This is a genomic window from Aequorivita vladivostokensis, assembly GCF_000952855.1.
GTDB classification, from domain to species: domain Bacteria; phylum Bacteroidota; class Bacteroidia; order Flavobacteriales; family Flavobacteriaceae; genus Aequorivita; species Aequorivita vladivostokensis.
The window spans coordinates 1-18,027 of sequence record NZ_JSVU01000009.1 but is presented as its reverse complement, the minus strand read 5'-3'; the positions used below and the strand labels follow the sequence as shown (position 1 = coordinate 18,027).

14 protein-coding genes and 1 tRNA gene are annotated in these 18,027 nt (G+C 40.4%); 12 read left to right on the top strand and 3 right to left on the bottom strand.

Annotation, left to right across the window (positions count from 1 at the left end; all coding sequences use genetic code 11):
• Positions 1 to 42: 42 nt before the first annotated feature.
• The gene (rimM, locus tag MB09_RS12750) at positions 43 to 567 is read right to left on the bottom strand and encodes a ribosome maturation factor RimM (RefSeq protein ID WP_045081310.1); all 525 of its coding nucleotides are present in this window, start codon (positions 565 to 567) and stop codon (positions 43 to 45) included.
• An 11-nt stretch (positions 568 to 578) separates the two neighbouring features.
• Positions 579 to 1,181: a 30S ribosomal protein S16 gene (locus MB09_RS12745; protein ID WP_045081309.1), complete on the bottom strand. Its 603-nt coding sequence runs from the start codon at positions 1,179 to 1,181 to the stop codon at positions 579 to 581.
• A 134-nt stretch (positions 1,182 to 1,315) separates the two neighbouring features.
• Between MB09_RS12745 and MB09_RS12740 the strand changes: the two genes are divergently transcribed.
• From MB09_RS12740 to MB09_RS12685, 12 genes are all read left to right on the top strand, one after another.
• Positions 1,316 to 2,113 carry a DUF6252 family protein gene (locus tag MB09_RS12740; protein WP_045081308.1) on the top strand — a complete coding sequence of 266 codons (798 nt, stop codon included), beginning with the start codon at positions 1,316 to 1,318 and terminating at the stop codon, positions 2,111 to 2,113.
• Positions 2,114 to 2,301: 188 nt separating this feature from the next.
• Positions 2,302 to 2,751 carry a ferritin-like domain-containing protein gene (locus MB09_RS12735; RefSeq protein ID WP_045081307.1) on the top strand — a complete coding sequence of 150 codons (450 nt, stop codon included), beginning with the start codon at positions 2,302 to 2,304 and terminating at the stop codon, positions 2,749 to 2,751.
• Positions 2,752 to 3,007: 256 nt separating this feature from the next.
• Entirely contained in the window at positions 3,008 to 7,438 is a 4,431-nt protein-coding gene (gene dnaE, locus MB09_RS12730; RefSeq protein ID WP_045081306.1) for a DNA polymerase III subunit alpha, read from the top strand.
• Between the two features lie 101 nt (positions 7,439 to 7,539).
• On the top strand, positions 7,540 to 7,857 hold the full coding sequence (gene trxA, locus MB09_RS12725; protein ID WP_045081305.1) for a thioredoxin: 318 nt from the start codon (positions 7,540 to 7,542) through the stop codon (positions 7,855 to 7,857).
• A gap of 182 nt (positions 7,858 to 8,039) precedes the next feature.
• Positions 8,040 to 8,585 carry a ClpP family protease gene (locus MB09_RS12720; RefSeq protein ID WP_045081409.1) on the top strand — a complete coding sequence of 182 codons (546 nt, stop codon included), beginning with the start codon at positions 8,040 to 8,042 and terminating at the stop codon, positions 8,583 to 8,585.
• A gap of 5 nt (positions 8,586 to 8,590) precedes the next feature.
• Complete coding sequence (locus tag MB09_RS12715) at positions 8,591 to 9,052, top strand: copper resistance protein NlpE (RefSeq protein WP_045081304.1); 462 nt, start codon at positions 8,591 to 8,593, stop codon at positions 9,050 to 9,052.
• Between the two features lie 11 nt (positions 9,053 to 9,063).
• Positions 9,064 to 9,993 (top strand): DUF58 domain-containing protein, encoded by a 930-nt coding sequence (locus MB09_RS12710; protein WP_045081303.1) that lies wholly within the window; start codon positions 9,064 to 9,066, stop codon positions 9,991 to 9,993.
• 159 nt (positions 9,994 to 10,152) lie between these two features.
• Positions 10,153 to 10,226, top strand: a tRNA-Asp gene (locus MB09_RS12705).
• A gap of 144 nt (positions 10,227 to 10,370) precedes the next feature.
• Positions 10,371 to 11,675 (top strand): leucine-rich repeat domain-containing protein, encoded by a 1,305-nt coding sequence (locus MB09_RS15610; protein ID WP_084709122.1) that lies wholly within the window; start codon positions 10,371 to 10,373, stop codon positions 11,673 to 11,675.
• Positions 11,676 to 12,000: 325 nt separating this feature from the next.
• Positions 12,001 to 13,215 (top strand): DNA polymerase IV, encoded by a 1,215-nt coding sequence (gene dinB, locus MB09_RS12695; protein ID WP_045081302.1) that lies wholly within the window; start codon positions 12,001 to 12,003, stop codon positions 13,213 to 13,215.
• On the top strand, positions 13,215 to 16,199 hold the full coding sequence (locus tag MB09_RS12690; RefSeq protein ID WP_045081301.1) for a DNA polymerase III subunit alpha: 2,985 nt from the start codon (positions 13,215 to 13,217) through the stop codon (positions 16,197 to 16,199). Before dinB ends, MB09_RS12690 begins: the two co-directional genes overlap by 1 nt.
• A 267-nt stretch (positions 16,200 to 16,466) precedes the next feature.
• A complete protein-coding gene (locus MB09_RS12685; protein ID WP_045081300.1) occupies positions 16,467 to 17,216 on the top strand; it encodes a hypothetical protein in 750 nt (249 codons plus the stop codon).
• A 555-nt stretch (positions 17,217 to 17,771) separates the two neighbouring features.
• Here the strand turns inward: MB09_RS12685 and MB09_RS12680 are convergent.
• Positions 17,772 to 18,027: integrase core domain-containing protein (locus tag MB09_RS12680; RefSeq protein ID WP_165586702.1), on the bottom strand; the 256-nt coding region annotated here is incomplete at its 5' end.

The window sequence follows — 18,027 nt, the reverse complement described above, 5'->3', positions numbered from 1 at the left end:
TTTATAGAATTCCAATCTCCTCAAACCTCATACCTCATTTCTTTACAAGTACATTTCAATCAACCCCTCGGGCACATCCAAAAGAATGGTTTTCTTTTCGCGATCCACTTTTTTAATGAAATGGTCAATCATCGGTATCAAGATTTCCTTTCCGTTGCGATCAATTTCAAAAAGTGCTTGTGATGTGGTATCGTTAACGCCCGTAATTTCACCAATTTTTCCAAAAGTTGCGTCTTCGGCAGTAAAACCGACGATTTCGTGATAGTAGAATTTATTGCCCGTAAGTTTTGGAAGAAATTCCAAAGGCAGATAAAGATGTGCGCCAATCAAGGCATCTGCTTCGGCTTCGGCTTTTACCTCCTCAAAACGCACGCGCAAGAGTTCGCTTTTGTGAAGTGAACTTTCTTCAATAAAAAATGGAATCAGGTTTTTGCGTTGTTCCACAAAAACCGATTCCATTTCAGTAAAAAGTTCGGGTTCGTCCGTATCAAGTTTTATGAGCAGTTCCCCCTTAAAGCTGTATTTTCTAACGATTTTGCCCAAGTAGAAGCAATTCTCCTTTTGCATCGTTATAAATATTATGCTTCTGAATCTTTTTTCTCTTCTGCCTTAGCTTCTTCAGCAGTTTCGGCATCCACTTCTTTTTCTACGTTAGCCTCTGGCTCACCTTCTTCGGTTACGGCAGCGCCTTCATAGTTAGGATCTGCAGCTTCCTCCTCAGCAGGAGCGGCAGCGGCAGCGGCCTCAGCAGCACGCTTATCGCTTACGGCTTTTTCAGCAGCAAGTTTTTCAGCTTTTTCTTTTTCTTTAGCTTCAGAAAGTGTTGCTTTTTTGTGATCGATAGATCCTTTTTTGCTTTCCAACCACTCGTTGAATTTTGCCTCGGCTTGCTCCTCGGTCAAAGCGCCTTTACGAACGCCTCCAGCAAGGTGGTTTTTCATCAAAGCTCCCTTGTAAGAAAGAATAGCGCGGGCAGTATCTGTAGGTTGTGCTCCATTTTGAAGCCATTTTACAGCGCTGTCCACATCAAGGTCAATCTGTGCAGGGTTGGTTGTAGGATTGTAATATCCTATCTTTTCTAGGAATTTACCATCTCTTTTGCTACGGCTGTCTGCCGCGATGATCCAGAAATAAGGTTTCCCTTTCTTTCCGTGTCTTTGTAGTCTGATTTTTACAGGCATATTTAAATTAATTTTTGGGGTTCCCGACCCCGGTTATAATTAAGGACGGCAAAGATAGTATATTTTCTTTTTGAAATTCAACCAATTAAAGTTTTTATTTTACATTTGTCAAAACCCTAAATATCCCTTGCCAAATGAAAAAATTCCTATTTGTTCTTTTTGCCATCATGTCGCTAATTTCCTGTGAAGATACCCAAACCAATGAAGTGGCCTTACAAGCAAAGATAGATGACAGGCTCTATACGTCAACCGATGCCCGCGCCGCAATCAATGCGGATGGCACCGTAACCATACAGGGATTTAATGATGAGGAATCTATAACGCTAAGACTTTCTAGGTTGGACGAAGGAAACTTTGCCATTGGCGAAGGCACCGCTAACCAAGCAATTTTCGAGGATATGGGTGGAAATGTTTACACCACCAATCCGAATGGGGAGGGTGTAGTAACCATTTCAGAACTCAACGAAACCAATAAAACACTAACGGGCACATTTAATTTTAACGCATTTTTGCCAGGTATAGATACCATATATGTTTCACGGGGCACGTTGTATAACGTTTCATATGCGGGAGGAGAAATTGTAGATCCCACCAATGCAGGTCTTTTTAGTGCAAAGGTAGATGGCAATCCGTTTATACCGGTGACGGTTTCTTCCCGAAATACGGGGAATACCATTATAACTTCTGGGAGTACCGTAAATTCAACAATAGTAATTTCTGTTACTGCAAATGTGGAACCGGGAGAATATACCTTGCCACGCGGTGGTTTCGGCGCTAAGTTCCAAGGACTTTCCGGACCCGAGGATACAACAGACGGTCTCCTCACGATTATTGAGCATAATACTGCTGAAAAAACCATAAAAGGCACATTTTCCTTTATAACGAATCGAACGGAAGTTACAGAAGGTCAGTTTGACGTTACCTACAATTAACATTTCGTGGTCTTCTCCACGTTGAAAGGTTAAACCTTGTTAATTTACACTAAACTTAGGTTAATAATTCGTCGAAACCCCTTTATTCATGGTATATTAGGATATATCCGAATGAAGTTGAACAGTTGTCTTTAGAGGAGTAATTATGATGAAGAAAAACAACTGTATAATTTAAAACGAAAGAGATTATGAAGTTTACTGAAAAAATGTCGAACAAATTAAATGAATTGTTAGAGAAGAATTATGACGCCGAAAAGGGTTATAAGAAAGCTGCGGAAAAAGTGGATAACACTAAACTGAAGCAATTCTTCAACGAACAGGCCCAAAAAAGATATGACTTCGGTCACGAAATTAAGACTGAAATCAAAAACTACGGTGAAACGCCAGACAAAGGCGGAAGTACCACCGGAGCTCTGCACCGAACTTGGATGGATATTGAGACCGCGTTTTCTTCAAATAACGAAGAAACCATTTTAGAAGAAGTGCAAAAAGGTGAAAAAGCCGCTGTTGAAGAGTACAATGAAGTGATTAAAGATACTACATTGCCTCCAACCACACAGCAAATCCTGACCAAGCAGCGTGATACCATTCAAAACGCTTGGCAAAGTGCCAAAAATTTTGAAGCCGTAGTATCCTAATAATTTGAAAAAGAAGACCAAAAGACCGTTTTCGGAATTTCCGAAAGCGGTTTTTTTATTGTGAACAACTCGTGATAATTTAACTTCCCAAAAGCTGTTGGTTTTTCTATTTTTACTTCCTCGCTGAAGAGTTAAGAGTTAAGAGTTAAGTGTTCACGGCTCTTAACCCAAAATACTGAAATCAACAATCGTTAATGGTTAGTCGTAAATCGTAAATCGTCTATCGTAAATCGTAAATCTAAAATCGTCAATCCCAATGTATTTAATCTTCGATACAGAAACCACAGGCCTTCCCAAACGCTACAACGCGCCCGTAAGCGATAGCGACAATTGGCCACGCTGTATCCAGATTGCCTGGCAGTTGCACGATGCTATGGGGAATTTGATAGAGCATCAGGATTATTTGGTAAAACCAGATGGTTTCAACATTCCTTTTGATGCCGAAAAAATCCACGGAATTTCTACCGAATTGGCCACGGCCGAAGGAATTTCCTTGGAAGAAGTCGCTGAAAAATTTCAGGACGCACTTTCAAAAACCAAGTTCATCGTCGGCCAAAATGTAGATTTTGACGTAAACATTATGGGCGCGGAATTTTTCCGATTGGGAATTGAAAACCCACTGCCCAAATTACCCGTTTTGGACACCTGTACCGAAACCACCGCCCAGCTCTGCCAAATTCCCGGCGGGCGCGGCGGGAAGTTTAAATTGCCCACTCTTACTGAGCTTCACGAGTTTTTGTTTAACGAGCCTTTCGCCGAAGCGCACAACGCCACCGCCGACGTTGAAGCAACCACTCGCTGCTTTTTGGAATTGGTGCGCCGTCAGATTTTTACGAAGGAAGAACTCGATGTGCAGCCGGATTACTTCGAAAATTTCTCCGAAGCAAATCCGCAGACCGTAGAATTGATTGGGCTGGAGCATATAAATCTGAAAAAGGCTTCGGACAGCATCCGAAAGCAAATGCAGGCTGATTCTGACACACAGGAAATCTCTTCCGAAGAAATAAAGGAGAACATCGCCACGCTGGAGGATGCACCTTTTGTTCATCTTCATAACCACTCGCAGTTTTCCATTCTGCAATCCACTTCCAGCACGATGGATTTGGTAAACGCCGCCGTTGAAAACAACATGCCTGCCGTCGCCCTCACCGATTCAGGCAATATGATGGGCGCATTCCACTTTGTGCAGGCTGTTGCCAATTACAACAAATCGCTCGCCGATTTGCCGAAAAATGAAGAGGATGAAAATCCCCCGCAACCCATAAAAGCAATTGTTGGCTGTGAATTTTTTGTCTGCGAGGACCATTTAAACAAAAATCATAAAGACAACGGCTACCAAATCGTGATGCTTGCCAAAAATAAAAACGGCTACCACAATTTGGCAAAAATGGCTTCCATCGCTTACACCGAGGGTTTTTATTACGTGCCGCGAATCGATAAAAATATAGTTGAAAAATACAAAGAGGACATTATCGTTCTCACGGGAAGCCTCTACGGCGAAGTGCCCGGAAAGATTTTGAACATTGGCGAAAACCAGGCCGAGGAAGCTTTGTTGTGGTGGAAGGAACAGTTCGGGGAAGATTTATATGTTGAGATTATGCGCCACAATCAGGAAGATGAAAGGCGTGTAAACGACGTGCTTATTGAAATGGCGCGGCGTAACAATGTAAAAATCGTAGCCTGCAACAACACCTATTATATAAAGAAGGAAGACGCCAACGCCCACGACATTTTGCTGTGCGTAAAGGACGGCGAAAAGCAGGCAACGCCCATTGGCCGTGGCCGTGGCTATCGCTACGGTTTGCCAAACCAGGAATATTATTTCAAATCGCAGGATGAAATGAAGGCCTTGTTCAAGGACCTTCCCGAAGCCATTTTGAATATTGAGGAAGTGGTTTCAAAAATCCAGCCCTTCTCTTTGCACCGCGATGTTTTGCTGCCCAATTTCGGCATACCGCAGGAATTTTTGAACCCCGAGGATATCGATGGCGGCAAGCGTGGTGAAAATGCCTATCTGCGCCATTTAACCTACGAAGGCGCCAAGAAACGCTACCCGGAATTATTGGAGGTTTCCTACGAAGCCTTGACCGATTTTGAAATTCCCGAAAATGCATCGCAGCGCGTAAAGGAGATTAAGCAACGTCTCGATTTTGAGCTGGAAGTAATTGCGAACACTGGTTATCCCGGTTACTTTTTGATTGTGCAGGATTTTATTGCGGAAGCCCGAAAAATGGGCGTTTCCGTTGGGCCGGGCCGTGGTTCGGCGGCGGGAAGCGCCGTGGCGTACTGTTTGGGAATTACCAATATTTGCCCGATTAAGTACGATTTGCTTTTTGAGCGTTTCCTAAATCCGGACCGTGTGAGCATGCCCGATATCGACATCGATTTTGACGATGAGGGCCGAAGCAAGGTTATGGATTACGTAATCAACAAATACGGTAGCAACCAAGTGGCGCAGATCATCACTTATGGTACCATGGCAGCAAAATCCTCCATTCGCGATACCGCAAGGGTTTTGGATTTGCCGTTGAATGAAGCCGATCGTATTTCAAAATTGATTCCGAATATGACCAAACTGAACAAAATTTTCGGTTTGAGCGATGCGGAATTGCGAAGCCGTTTCCGAAGTGATGAGCTGCCGAAGGTAAATGAACTTTTAAACCTTTCCGAAGGAAGCGATTTGGAAGCCCAAACCATAAACCAGGCAAAAATTCTTGAAGGTTCTGTCCGCAATACGGGTATCCACGCCTGTGGTGTAATCATTACGCCCAGTGATATTACCGATTTTGTGCCCGTTGCCACGGCAAAGGATTCCGATCTGTACGTAACGCAATTCGATAACTCGGTGGTGGAAAGTGCGGGCCTTTTGAAAATGGATTTCCTCGGTCTGAAAACCTTGACGCTTATTAAGGACACGGTAAAACTTGTAAAACACAAACACAACGTTGATCTGGATCCGGATAACTTTCCGCTCGATGATGAGAAAACCTACGAGCTTTTCCAACGAGGGGATACCGTTGGGATTTTTCAGTATGAATCTGCCGGAATGCAGAAATATATGAAGGAACTGAAGCCAACGGTCTTTGCGGATCTGATTGCAATGAACGCGCTGTACCGTCCGGGCCCGATGGAATACATTCCAAGTTTTGTTCGCAGGAAACACGGTGAGGAGGAAATTGAATACGACCTTCCCGCGATGGAGGAATATTTGAAGGAAACCTACGGAATCACGGTCTATCAGGAGCAGGTGATGCTTTTGTCACAAAAATTGGCAGGTTTTACCAAAGGCGAAGCTGATGTTCTGCGAAAGGCGATGGGGAAAAAACAAAAAGCGGTACTCGACAAAATGAAGCCGCAGTTTGTAGCCCAAGCCGCCGAAAAAGGCCACGACCCCGAAAAACTTGAAAAAATCTGGAAGGATTGGGAAGCCTTTGCTAGTTACGCTTTTAATAAATCGCACTCTACCTGCTATGCTTGGATTGCCTATCAAACGGCCTATCTAAAAGCGCATTATCCCGCGGAATATATGGCAGCGGTGCTTTCAAATAATATGAGCGACATAAAACAGGTAACCTTTTTTATGGACGAATGCAAGCGGATGGGATTGACCGTTTTGGGTCCCGATGTCAACGAATCCTTCCACAAATTTACGGTAAACGACCAAGGCGCCATCCGTTTTGGGATGGGCGCCGTAAAAGGCGTGGGCAGCAGTGCCGTGGCAACGATTGTTGAAAACAGAAAGGACGGAAAATACAAATCGGTTTTTGATTTAGCAAAGCGGATTGACCTGCGATCCGCAAATAAAAAAGCTTTTGAAAATTTAGCACTTGCAGGCGGTTTCGACAGTTTTGATACCCACCGCGCGCAATATCTCCATGACGATGGCGACGGAGTGATGTTTATTGAAAAAGTACTTCGCTATGCGGCAAAATATCAGGAAACGCAGAATTCTTCACAGGTAAGCCTTTTTGGCGATGCCAGCGAAGTGCAAATTCCCGAACCTGGAGTACCGCCCTGCGAGGAATGGGGCACCATGAAAAAACTGAAGCAGGAAAAGGAAGTGGTGGGCGTTTATATTTCGGGCCATCCGCTGGACGATTTCAGAATAGAGATGGAAAGCTTTACCAATTGCAAGGTTTCGCATTTTAACCATTTGGAGGATTACCTCAATAAAGAACTGTGTTTCGGCGGCGTGGTGAGCGATGTGCAGCACAGGGAATCGAAGGCTGGAAAGGGCTGGGCCATTTTCACCGTGGAGGATTATGAGGACAGTTACGATTTCAAAATTTTTGGGGAAGAGTATCTAAAGTGGCGCCATTTCTTGGTTCCGAATAGCTTTATTTATGGGCGCGTTTTTGTAAAAGAAGGTTGGACGAACCGTGATACTGGTAAAAAGGGCGAACCGCGACTTCAATACAACAGCATCCAATTGCTTCACGATGTAATGGAAACCCACGGCAAAAAATTAACCATAACCATGCCTTTAAATGACTTAAGGGAAGGAAAGATTGATTCGCTCAAAAACCTTGTAAAAACCCACAAAGGTGAAAAGCAGCTGTTTTTTGTGGTTTATGAGAATGAGGAAAAGATACATCTCACTATGCCCAGTAGAAAACATAAAATAAACATATCAAAGGAATTGCTGGATGAACTGGACAGAGAGCAGTTGCATTATAAGTTGAATTAATAATAGAATTAACCAATACAATCATTTCCTAAACATATATTAACGCTAGGGCAAAACGAATAAAATTTAACTATTTTTGACAATCATTAAAAACAAAGATTATGGCATTAGAAATAACAGACGCAACATTTGAAGAAACGGTTTTAAAAAGTGACAAGCCGGTACTGGTTGACTTTTGGGCAGCCTGGTGCGGACCTTGCCGAATGGTAGGGCCCATCATTGAAGAAATAAGCAAAGAATACGAAGGCAAGGCCGTAGTAGGAAAAGTAGATGTGGATGCAAACCAAGAGTTTGCCGCAAAATATGGAGTGCGAAACATTCCGACTGTTTTGGTGTTCCAAAATGGCGAAGTAGTGGGCCGTCAAGTAGGCGTTGCTCCAAAGAATGTTTATGCGGAAGCGATTGATTCACTTTTGTAAAATATTTCAAAAAAGAAAAATTAAACAATAAAAGGCTTGGCGCATTGCTGGGCCTTTTGTTATTTTAGTGAAATAGTAAATCGCAGATTTATCTTATTGAACTAACCCCGCTACATAGCGGGGTCTTTTCGAACAAATTTTGAACTTGAATTAAAAAGATACCCGCCTTCGCGGGCATGACTATGGAAAAAACAAATAAAGTACAGGATAAAATAGATGGTAAATTATTGGAGGAACGCAAAGTATTCCTTTGGGGAATGGTGGATGACAAAAGTGCGCGACACGTTGTGGACAGACTAATGTACCTCGATGCTTTGAACCACGACGAAATTAAATTATATATAAACAGTCCCGGAGGATATGTAACTTCGGGTTTTTCCATTTACGATACCATGCGTGAAATTAAAAGTCCGGTTTCAACCATCTGTACCGGCCTGGCAGCTTCCATGGGAAGTATTTTGCTTTCCGCTGGCGAAAAAGGAAAACGGTTTATCCAGCCGCACGCCCGTGTTATGATCCACCAGCCCAGTGGCGGTGCGAGGGGCGTAGCGAGCGATATAGAAATTACGGCGCAGGAAATTTTAAAAACCAAGGAAATTAGCGCACGTATTTTGGCCGAAAATTGCGGACAATCTTTCGAAAAAGTGATGAAGGATTTCAATCGCGATCATTGGATGAATGCCGAAGAATCTGTAGATTATGGAATTGTTGATGGTATTTTAAAATAGGGAGTATGAAAAAAATATTTTTGGCATTTGGAATTGCAACAACCATCTTTATTGGTTGCAAAAACGTTGAAAACAAGGAGAATGTTTCCGATGAAACAATGGAAACGACGGACAACAATGTTGTAGATTCACACAATTCCGAAAACTCGCTGGATTGGGCGGGCGTGTATGAAGGAACAACGCCCTGCGCCGATTGTGAGGGAATTAAAACTGTATTGGAGTTGAGAGACGACAAAACCTACACCCTTTCCCAAACTTATTTAGGGAAGATGGAAGGCGAAAATGAATTTGTGCAGACTGGCAATTTTGTTTGGGACGAAAGTGGCTCCAAAGTACTTTTAAAATCCGAAAGCGACACCCTTCAGTATAAGGTAGGCGAAAACCAACTGTGGATGCTCGACAGTTCCGGCAACATGGTAGAAGGCGACTTAGCGGAATTTTATATTTTGAAAAAAACGCTTCAATAATAGGTTGGCCGTTGAATATAGAGAAAGAAATAAATGAGATAACAGGTTTTAAAAATCTGGAGCTGCTTGCAAAACAAGTGGTGGAGGGCTTTATTTCTGGACTTCATAAAAGCCCATTCCACGGGTTTTCAGCGGAATTTGCGGAGCATAAAATCTATAACAACGGCGAAAGCACAAAACATATAGACTGGAAACTTTTCGCCAAAACCGATAAACTTTATACCAAACGTTACGAAGAGGAAACGAACCTTCGGTGCCACTTGATCGTGGATAATAGTAGCTCGATGCATTACCCGAAACTGAAGCAGTTCAATATAAATTCTTTGAACAAAATTGGGTTTTCGGTCTTGGCTTCCGCCGCAATTATGAATTTGATGAAGCGGCAGCGCGACGCTGTTGGGCTTAGTGTTTACAGTGGCGAATATGAATTTTACGCTTCGGAAAAAGGCAGTGAGCGCCACCACCAAATGCTACTTCAAAAGTTGAATGAGGCCTTGCTTTCTTCCGAAGAAAAATCGCAGACCAGAACCTATGAGCACCTCCATTTAATTGCTGAAAAGCTAAAACGCCGATCCTTGGTCTTTCTGTTTACAGATATGTTCCAAAGCGATACAGAGGCGGAAAAACTTTTTGAAGCGCTTCAGCATTTAAAATACAACAAGCACGAGGTAATCCTTTTTCACACTTTCGATAAAAAACGCGAAGTAAATTTCGATTTCAGCAACCGCCCCAAGAGATTTGTGGATGTTGAAACAGGTGAACATATAAATCTGTATGCCGATAATATTAAGGAGCAATATGAAGAAGCTGTGCAGGAATACTTCCACGAGCTACAATTGCGATGTGCCCAATATAGAATAAAGTATGTTTTAACCGATATAAATGAAAGTTTCAACAAGATTTTGACTACATATCTAGTGGAACGTCAGAAGTTTGGATAAAATTTATTATTTTTTAAAAAAATAGTTTGCGAAAATGAAATGGAGTGGTATATTTGCCACCGCTTAATACAGCAAGGGAGCAATCCCAAAAAGTATGGTAACAATTTTTCACTTTGCCCAACTGTTGTTGGGATCTTTCGCAAGAAAGGTTGAAAACTTGGTCTGGTAGTTCAGTTGGTTAGAATACCTGCCTGTCACGCAGGGGGTCGCGAGTTCGAGTCTCGTCCAGACCGCAACAAGATGTTGTGTTGAAGTATTAAATTTAGTTTAATACTTTGTGGTTTAAGTAATTAGACCGATGAGAAGCTTATCCATATGGATGGGCTTTTTTTGTTTTTGGGTATATTTAATCCATCTTAATATTTATCCGACTCTTTATGAAAAATCTATACTTTATCGTTCTTACACTCATGACCTTTTGTTTTTCACAGGCTCAAATTGTAAGTATACCAGATGCAAATTTTAAAAATACGTTGGTTAATTCTAATTGCGTAGATATTAACGGTGATGGAAATGGTGATATTGATGCTGACAGCAATAATGATGGAGAGATTCAACAAGCCGAAGCTGAGGCTGTAATCGGGTTGAATGTTTCTTATAAAGCAATACATTCCCTGGAGGGAATTCAGAGTTTTTCAAATCTTGAATATTTAAACTGTGAAGTCAACCAACTTACTGATCTAGATTTATCACAAAACACCAATCTTACGATTTTAGATTGTTATTTTAATAATATTACGAGTCTTTTAATACCCCAAAGTCCCAATCTTATTGAATTGGATTGTGGAAGTAATGAATTAAGCAGCCTCGACATATCCCATAATATTAATTTAGAAATTTTATGGTTTTCTTACAATCAAATTACGAGTATAGATTTAACCCAAAATCCTAATCTAAAAGTTTTATCCTGTGTCTCCAATCAATTAACAAGTTTAGATGTTTCTGAAAATCCTCTTTTGGAGTTTTTATATTGTGAATCAAACCAATTGACAAATTTGGAATTATTAAATCCAAATCTAGAAATATTATCTGCCTTAAATAATCAATTAACAAGTTTAGATATATCTCAAAGTCCAAACCTTACTGAACTTAGATTAATTTATAACAACCTTACTAGTTTAGATGTTTCGCAAAATCATAATTTAGGACTTTTGGATTGTAGAGATAATCAAATAATAAACTTAGATGTAAGCAACCTTTCAAATTTAACTGCATTATTCTGTTCAGAAAATTTATTGACAAACTTGAATATTAGAAATGGTAATAATCAAATTATGACGGAAATGATTGCAATTAACAATCCCAATTTATTTTGTGTGAATGTGGACGATGTACAATATGCAAATGCACAAATTTGTGACATTAGTCCTCCATTTTATAATGGATGGTGTATAGATTCTTGGGCAAATTACAGTGAAAATTGTATACTCGGCACGAATAATTATACATACGATTCGATTTCTTTTTACCCAAATCCAGTTGAAAATGGAATATTACATTTGGAATACAATTCCGAATTAAAAGTTGAAACACTTCAGATATACAACACATTGGGTGAATTAGTAATTACCAAACATAACAATTATCAGACAATAGATATTTCTATGTTAAAGAGTGGTATTTACTTTTTAAAATTCAAGACAAAAGAAAAATTGGTAATAAAAAAGATTATAAAGAATTAATTCTTTGCATTTACAATAACCGATGAGAAGCTTTTCCGAATGGAGAGGCTTTTTTGTTTTTGGGTTTTTATAAAATCAAAAAAATCTGAATAAATAGGCCCTAGTAGGAGCATAATCGTAACCCTGAACAATACATCCTAAGTAGCCTGCCTGAGCGGAGCTGAAGAGCCTTAACTAACAACTTGGTTTTTATGGTTAAACGAGTCCCACTGCGCTCACCCTCACCTGCTACTATTACGCCTCACACCTCTCCCTTTCCAAATAAAATTAATTAATTAAATGGAATATTTCCATATTATAGGAAATATTCCATAATTTTGTATTGATGAACAAATCAATCCTACATCTCGATCTCGACACCTTTTTCGTTTCCGTAGAGCGCTTGCTTAATAGCGAGTTGCTTAAAAAACCTGTTTTGGTAGGTGGCACGGGCAATCGTGGGGTAGTGGCAGCTTGTAGTTACGAAACCAGAAGATATGGTATCCGCTCTGGCATTTCAATGAAAATGGCAAGGCAATTATGCCCACAGGCAATAGTCATAAGGGGGAATGCGGGAACTTATATGAAATATTCAAGTCTTATTACTGACATCATCCGCGATTCCGTTCCCCTTTTTGAAAAAACCAGTGTAGATGAGTTTTATGTGGACCTTACGGGTATGGACAGGTTTTTTGGCAATTATAAATTTGCAACCGAACTTCGCAAAAGGATTATAAATGAATCAGGTCTACCCATATCTTTTGGGCTTTCCCAAAATAAGATTGTCAGTAAGGTTGCAACCGGAGAGGCAAAACCCAATAACCAATTGAAAATTGACCAGGGTTTTGAAAAATCCTTTTTGGCACCCCTTCCCATCCGCAAAATCCCAATGATTGGAAAGGCAACAGCCCAAACTTTAATACATCTTGGCATAGATAAGGTTAAATTAATACAGGATATGCCAGTGGAAATGCTTACATCCGTAATGGGTAAAAACGGACAGACCATCTGGAACCGTGCAAATGGAATCGACAATACTCCCGTTATTCCCTATTCCGAGCGCAAATCAATTTCCAATGAGCGCACATTCCATTTAGATACCATAGATGTCCAAAAATTGCGAGACACCCTTACTGCTATGGCAGACACCCTCTGTTATCAACTTAGGTTGGGCAAAAAAATGACGGGCTGTGTTTCCGTCAAAATTAGGTATTCAGATTTTCAGACTTATAACAAGCAAGTCCGTATTCCATATACAAGCGCAGACCATATCCTTGTTCCCGCCGTAATGGAGCTTTTCAATAAGCTGTATGATCGCAGAGTATTGGTACGCTTGATTGGGGTAAAATTTTCCCATTTGGTCGGTGGGCATTATCAAATAAACCTCTTTGATGACAATGAGAAAACCCTCAACCTTTACAAATCGCTGGACCATATCCGCAATCGTTTTGGTGCAGCTAGTGTCTTAAAGGCCTCAACGCTTGATGTCCGCACTGTTATTTCCGGGCGTAATCCATTTGATGGGGAACCCCCGGTTTTACTCGCACATAGAAATCAATAATGTATATCAATTGCCATTCATATTATTCTCTCCGCTATGGGGTACTTTCCGTACCGCAATTATTGGAATTGGCACTTAAAAATAACCTCACAGCTTTTGCACTTACCGATATTAATAATACCTCGGCCTGTCTTGAATTTATTAGGGAAGCTACCAAAAAAAATATAAAACCAATTGTGGGCGCAGATATTCGCAATGGCAGCAATAGATGTTATGTATGTTTGGCAAAGAACAATAAGGGCTATCTGGAAATTAATCAATTCCTTACCCAACACCTACACCCACAAAAGGACTTTCCAGAAATACCACCCCAATTTTCAAATGTCATAACAATTTTTCCCTTTGAAAAGGTACTTGAATTTGAAATGGAATCTTTTGCAGAAGATTGGCACATCGGTATTTCCGTAGCAGACCTCAACAAATTAAAGTTCTCCCATTTAAAGTCCCATACTTCAAAATTGGTGCTCTTGCAACCAGTAACCTTTTCCAGTCAGTCACACCTAAATATACACCGCCTCCTTCGTTGCATAGACCTCAATATAGTACTCAGTAAATTGCCCGAATTGGAACAGGGAAGCCAAAAGGATAGAATGTATTCGCAAAGCGAAATAAGAGAGCGTTTTGAAGGTTTTGAGCATATAATTTCAAACACCCAATCCCTATTGGATGATTGTAAAATTTCTTTTGCGTTTGATGATGTGCGGATTAACCAAAACCAAGCTACTTACTTTTCCAATAAGGAAGAGGATTATAAATATTTGGAAAAGTTGGTTTATGAAAGAATAAGCAAAAGATATAGAATCGTTGACCAAATTATTAAAACCCGCATTGAAAAAGAACTACAGGCAATTCGGCAAATGGATTTTGTCTCCTACTTTCTTATAAATTATGATATTATCCAGTATGCAATTAAAAATGAATACCCATATATTGGTAGGGGTAGTGGAGCAAATAGCGTGGTGGCTTATATTCTGGGCATTACCAATGTAGACCCTATTGAACTTGACTTATATTTTGAACGTTTTATAAACCTCTATCGCTCCTCTCCACCTGATTTTGATATTGACTTCTCTTGGAAGGATAGGGATGATGTTACGCATTACATTTTTAAAAGATTTCCCAACACCGCATTAATGGGTACTTATGTAACTTTTAAATATCGTGCAGTGGTCCGTGAGCTTGCCAAGGTTTTCGGCCTTCCAAAATCCGAGATAGATGATTTTTTAAAAGGGAATGTGCAAAACAAAAAAAACGACCATTATTTCAAATTGGTAATGAAGTATGGTAAACTTATTCACGGGTTTCCCAATTACCTAAGTGTGCATTCTGGAGGTATTGTAATACTTAAAAATCCAATACAATCATATTGCGCCACCTTTATGCCTCCTAAAGGTTTTCAAACCCTCCAAATCGATATGCACATTGCCGAATCCGTGGGCATCTTTAAGTTTGATATCCTTGCCCAACGCGGACTTTCAAAAATCAAGGACGCCATTGAGCTCATTAAGGAAAACCAACCCCAAGCCCATCTAAAGGATATTGATGATACCGAACCCTTTAAAAACGATCCTGCTATAAACGATTTATTAAAAGTAGGGGATTGCATGGGTGTTTTCTATGTGGAATCCCCTGCAATGAGAACATTGATGACCCGATTACAGACGCAGGATTATCTTGGGCTAGTGGCTGCAAGTTCCATAATTCGTCCCGGCGTTACCAATGGCGGTATGAAAAACGCTTACATAGAGCGTCATCGTTTCTCCGAAAAACGAAAGGATTCTCACCCCGTACTTATGGAAATAATGCCTGAAACCTATGGGGTTATGGTATATCAGGAAGATGTTTTAAAGGTAGCCCATCATTTTGCGGGTCTTACCCTTTCAGAGGCTGATGTGCTCAGAAGAGGTATGAGCGGTAAAGGCCGTTCCAAGGAACAGTTTGATGCCCTCGAAAAAAAATTCCATTCCAATTGTACCAAAAAAGGGTACACCCCTAAGGTAATTGCTGAGGTATGGGAACAGATTAAGGCATTCGCAGGCTATGCTTTTGCCAAAGGGCATTCCGCATCCTATGCGGTGGAAAGCTACCAAAGCCTCTATCTCAAAAAATACTTCCCCCTGGAGTTTATGACAGCGGTTTTAAATAATGGCGGTGGCTTTTATAACCTGGACACCTATATCAATGAAATTTTTAGATGTGGGGGAACGGTTGTAAATCCCTGCATAAACAATAGCGACCACGCTAATTGCATAAAAGGCAAAACCGTGTACTTAGGTTTTGGAATGATAAAGGATTTAGAGCACCGCAGCATACAGAAAATTTTAAATGAAAGACAACTCTATGGAAAGTTTAAAAATTTTAATGACTTTTTAGATCGTTGCAAACTAGGTTTGGAACAGATTTTACTGCTTATTCGCCTCAATGTCTTTAGAACTTTTGAACCCAATAAACACAACTTAATGTGGTATGCCCATATAAACGGAAATAAACAAAAAACCCCCAATCCCCATCCGCAACTTTTTAAACCCAAAAGAACCAATTATACATTGCCGGCATTAAATGGGAATAACCTTATTGATGCTTATGATAATCTGGAACTATTGGGCTTTACCCTCCAAGATGATTTCCAGCTTATTAAACCCGGAAATTATCCTAAATACGTGGCAGCCGATTTAAAATCATTTGTAAACAAGGAATTTACCATAATTGGAAAACTGGTTACTTCAAAAAGTACACAAACCTCAAAAGGCGATTTTATGGCGTTCTCAACGTTTCTGGATAAAAACGGGGAATGTTTTGATTCGGTACAATTTCCAAAGATTAAGGAACAATATCCTATTTCTGGAATAGGTATTTACTGGATTAAAGGCACCGTTGCTGAAGATTTGGGTTATTATTCCATTATAACATCACAATTAATAAAAATTCCACCTATCCCAGATCCCAGGTTTTCAGATAGTAACAAAAATCAAAAAGTAATTTAGCCTTTGTAATAAATCAATATCTCAACCTCCCAACCTCTATATCAAAGCCAACAGTCTAATTTCACTTCGCTTTGCTCTTTGAAATTCATTCGGTCACCGAGATGATATGCGGTGCTTTGGCTTATTGTATACTGGTTTATTTAACTTTTGTACGGTTTAAACATACTATAAAGTTACTATATATATACTTTATATATACTACAAATATACTTTATAGTGTTCTTATTTAGTAATTTTGATTATCTTAGTGATTGACACTCAGGTATTATGGCAAAGCAAACAGGTACTATTAAGTTAAAGGGAACTATTGGGGATATCAATTATTACAAATCCAAAAATGGAGGACATTTGGCGCGTGCAGCTGGGGGTGGGTTTCAGAAAGGAGGCATGCACAAGGAAAGTATGGTACGAACTATGGAAAATGCTACGGAGTTTGGCCGTTGTAGTACTACAAAGCGGGTTTTTAAAAATGCACTTGCTCCTTTTTTATGTGTTCGCAAGGATGGAGAACTTCATGGACGGATGGTTCAATTGTTTACCAAGTTGAAGGATTTGGACGCTGTGAATAAGCGAGGTGAAAGGAGGGTGGGGCGTGGATTGGACACATCTAAGGGTAAGCAGTTACTAAGGGATTTTGCTTTTACCCCTTCTTGTATTATTACAGAAGTATTGGCTTGTTCCTTAAACTATGATTTTGATACCCAAACACTTAGTGTTACAAATTTTGATATAAAGAATGTTGGTTTTCCTGCTGGAGCGACACATATGGCACTTACTGTTGGGCGTCTGCACTTTGATTTTGATACTTTGGAGTTCAGTTTAAAAAATAGCACACCGCTTTATATGGATAAGCACTACAGTGCAACTTCCTTTGATATGAATACTGGCCTACCTGAGGTGGGTGGACTTGCTTTGGCGGTTTTGGGGTTGAAGTTTTACCAGGAGGTGGAGAATACTTATTATTTATTTAAGAGTGCGAATGCTTTTGGGGTGGAGGTTTTGGGGGTTGGGGGTTGATTGTTTGTGGTTGCAGGTTGCAGGTTGTAGGTTGCAGGTTTTAGGTTTTAGGTTTGAGGTTTGAGGTTTGAGGTTTGAGGGTTGTAGGGTGTAGGTTGCAGGTTGCAGGTTGCAGGTTGCAGGTTTGTGATTTGTGGTTTGTGGTTGCAAGTTGTAGGTTTCAGGTTTCAGGTTTCAGGTTTCAGGTTGCAGGTGGTAGGGTGTAGGTTGTAGGGTGTAGGTTTCAGGTTTTAGGTTTGAGGCTTGAGGTTTGAGGTTTGAGGGTTGTAGGGTGTAGGTTGCAGGTTGATGGTTGCAGGTTGCAGGTTTGTGATTTGTGGTTTGTGGTTGCAAGTTGTAGGTTTCAGGTTTCAGGTTTCAGGTTTCAGGTTGCAGGTGGTAGGGTGTAGGTTGTAGGGTGTAGGTTTCAGGTTTCAGGTTTTAGGTTTGAGGCTTGAGGTTTGAGGTTTGAGGGTTGTAGGGTGTAGGTTGCAGGTTGATGGTTGCAGGTTGCAGGTTTGTGGTTTGTAGAGTGTAGAGTACTAAATAAGGTTGACCTTTTTTGAAGTTGGTTATTTAATTTAAAGTTACTAATTCTTTTTTCATTTTTATTTCCTTTTCAAATTGTACGGGAGTTTTATGGTTGATTGAACTATGGGGTTTTTCATGGTTGTACATATATACTGCTTTATTTAAACTTCTTACTAATCCTTCAAAACCTATGGGGTTATATCCTTTCAGATAGTTGTTCTTTATAGTGCCATTGATCCGCTCCGCATGGGGATTCTCATAGACGTTCACACACATACTGTTCCTTAATCGCCCCTCTGTA

What these genes read in the sequence shown, in the direction of transcription:
- rimM (WP_045081310.1), bottom strand. Translation starts at nt 567, where the DNA reads ATGCAAAAGGAGAATTGCTTCTACTTGGGCAAAATCGTTAGAAAATAC.
- MB09_RS12745 (WP_045081309.1), bottom strand. Translation starts at nt 1,181, where the DNA reads ATGCCTGTAAAAATCAGACTACAAAGACACGGAAAGAAAGGGAAACCT.
- MB09_RS12740 (WP_045081308.1), top strand. Translation starts at nt 1,316, where the DNA reads ATGAAAAAATTCCTATTTGTTCTTTTTGCCATCATGTCGCTAATTTCC.
- MB09_RS12735 (WP_045081307.1), top strand. Translation starts at nt 2,302, where the DNA reads ATGAAGTTTACTGAAAAAATGTCGAACAAATTAAATGAATTGTTAGAG.
- dnaE (WP_045081306.1), top strand. Translation starts at nt 3,008, where the DNA reads ATGTATTTAATCTTCGATACAGAAACCACAGGCCTTCCCAAACGCTAC.
- trxA (WP_045081305.1), top strand. Translation starts at nt 7,540, where the DNA reads ATGGCATTAGAAATAACAGACGCAACATTTGAAGAAACGGTTTTAAAA.
- MB09_RS12720 (WP_045081409.1), top strand. Translation starts at nt 8,040, where the DNA reads ATGGAAAAAACAAATAAAGTACAGGATAAAATAGATGGTAAATTATTG.
- MB09_RS12715 (WP_045081304.1), top strand. Translation starts at nt 8,591, where the DNA reads ATGAAAAAAATATTTTTGGCATTTGGAATTGCAACAACCATCTTTATT.
- MB09_RS15610 (WP_084709122.1), top strand. Translation starts at nt 10,371, where the DNA reads ATGAAAAATCTATACTTTATCGTTCTTACACTCATGACCTTTTGTTTT.
- dinB (WP_045081302.1), top strand. Translation starts at nt 12,001, where the DNA reads ATGAACAAATCAATCCTACATCTCGATCTCGACACCTTTTTCGTTTCC.
- MB09_RS12690 (WP_045081301.1), top strand. Translation starts at nt 13,215, where the DNA reads ATGTATATCAATTGCCATTCATATTATTCTCTCCGCTATGGGGTACTT.
- MB09_RS12685 (WP_045081300.1), top strand. Translation starts at nt 16,467, where the DNA reads ATGGCAAAGCAAACAGGTACTATTAAGTTAAAGGGAACTATTGGGGAT.